Source organism: Actinotalea ferrariae CF5-4 (assembly GCF_000603945.1).
GTDB classification, from domain to species: domain Bacteria; phylum Actinomycetota; class Actinomycetes; order Actinomycetales; family Cellulomonadaceae; genus Actinotalea; species Actinotalea ferrariae.
The window spans coordinates 1-1,712 of the sequence record NZ_AXCW01000427.1 but is presented as its reverse complement, the minus strand read 5'-3'; the positions used below and the strand labels follow the sequence as shown (position 1 = coordinate 1,712).

At 75.3% G+C, this 1,712-nt stretch carries 3 protein-coding genes and 1 pseudogene; 3 read left to right on the top strand and 1 reads right to left on the bottom strand.

Annotated features, from left to right (window positions below; genetic code table 11):
• A partial coding sequence (locus tag N866_RS21690) for a hypothetical protein (protein ID WP_034229531.1) occupies window positions 1-336 on the top strand: 336 nt, incomplete at its 5' end.
• Window positions 337-397: 61 nt separating this feature from the next.
• On the opposite strand, the gene N866_RS18495 is transcribed toward N866_RS21690, so the two are convergent.
• The gene (locus N866_RS18495) at window positions 398-751 is read right to left on the bottom strand and encodes a VOC family protein (protein WP_173406179.1); all 354 of its coding nucleotides are present in this window, start codon (window positions 749-751) and stop codon (window positions 398-400) included.
• Window positions 752-811: 60 nt separating this feature from the next.
• Between N866_RS18495 and N866_RS18490 the strand changes: the two genes are divergently transcribed.
• Both N866_RS18490 and N866_RS18485 read left to right on the top strand, forming a co-directional pair.
• Window positions 812-1,246 (top strand): VOC family protein, encoded by a 435-nt coding sequence (locus N866_RS18490; protein WP_034229529.1) that lies wholly within the window; start codon window positions 812-814, stop codon window positions 1,244-1,246.
• Window positions 1,247-1,289: 43 nt separating this feature from the next.
• Window positions 1,290-1,712, top strand: a pseudogene (locus N866_RS18485) (hypothetical protein); the annotation flags it as partial.

Here is a 1,712-nt window from a genome sequence, read left to right as displayed (position 1 = left end):
CCCGAGGCCCCGGCCGAGCCCGCCGAGCCGCCGGCCGAGGCGCCGGCTGGGCCACCGGACGCCGCAGCCGTGCTCGCCGCCCTGCCGGAGGACGAGCGGAGGGACCTGGCGAAGCGGTGGGACGAGGTCGTCTCGGCGTTCGCCGACGGCAAGCCCGACAAGGCCGCCGACCGGCTCGACGGGCTGCTGGAGCGGGTCGACGAGCTGCAGCGCGACGGTCGCCTGGGTGCCCCTGAGGCCGAGGTGCTCCGGTCGAGCTTCCTCGCCGCGGGCGAGGCGGCGCAGGTCGGCGGGGGCGGGGACGGCGGGGACGACGACGACAAGGACGACGACTGACCTGGGCGACGACCGACCTGGGCGGCGGCCGACCTCGTCGCGGATGCCCCGCCGTCGCGCGTCAGGCGGTCGCGCCGCCGTGGTCGAAGAGCCCGACGGTGTTGCCCTCGCTGTCCCGCACGTACACCCAGCGGTCCTTCTCGCCGAGCGGCTGGATCTCCCCGATCTGCTCACCGCCGTGCTCGACCGCCAGCGCCACGGTCTCCTCGATGTCGTCCACGGTGAAGACGACGGTCGGGTGCGCCAGGTCGGACCGCCGGTGGATGTCCCCGCCGATGCCGCGCTCGGACGGCGGGAGGATCATCCCCATGTCGTCGTCCCACCGCTCGTAGCGGAAGCCGAGGACGCGCTCGTAGAACCGCTGGGCGCGCTCGACGTCGTCGGCGGGGATCTCGAAGTGCTCCACGTGGGCCATGCGGTCACCCTCGCAGGTGCCCCCTGTGCCGCGTCAAGGCTCGGTCGTACCGTTCGTGACATGGAGCCGCGCATCAGCATCGTCACCCTGGGCGTCCGCGACCTGCTGCTGTCCCGCCGCTTCTACGAGGCGCTCGGGTGGCAGGGGCAGCAGGTGGAGGACACCGTGTTCTTCCAGGCGCTCGGCCAGGCGGTCGTCCTGTGGAGCCGGGAACGGCTCGCCGCGGACGCCGGGGTCGAGGACGACGGCGCCACGTTCGGCGGGGTGGTCCTCGCCCACAACGTCAGGACGCGCGAGGCGGTCGACGACGTCTTCGGCCGGGCAGCGGCGGCCGGGGCCACGGTCACCCGCCTCCCGGCCGAGACGTTCTACGGCGGTTACGCCGGCTGCTTCCGCGATCCCGACGGTCACGTGTGGGAGGTCGCCTGCAACCCCGGGCTGCCCCTGGACGCGCGCGGAGCGCTCACGGTGCCGCGTCGGGACGACGCGAGCTGACCGCTGCCCGCTCCCGGGCAGTGGGGTGACGAGAGGAGAGGACGTGGCGCAGGACGAGCAGGTCGACCAGTCGCCCACGCTCGCGGCGGTCGCCGAGGACCTCTACGCGGCGACGCTCGAGGACTTCACCGGCGCCCGGGACGCCCGCGTGAAGGAGCTGCGTGTCGCCGGGCACCGGGACCTCGCCCGGGAGGTGGCGGCGCTGCGACGTCCCACGACGGCTGCCTGGGCGGTCAACCAGCTCGTCCGCGCGCGTCCGGAGGAGGTCGAGCAGCTGCTGGCGCTCGGCGCGGCGCTGCGCGACGCGCAGGAGGCCTTCGCCGGCGAGGAGCTCCGCGAGCTCAACCGGCAGCAGCACCGGGTGGTGGCGGCGATCCGCGAGGAGGCCCGCGCCGTCGCCGCCCGCGCGGGCCGGCGCCTGAGCGAGACCGTCGGCCGCCAGGTGGAGGTCACGCTGCGCGCCGGC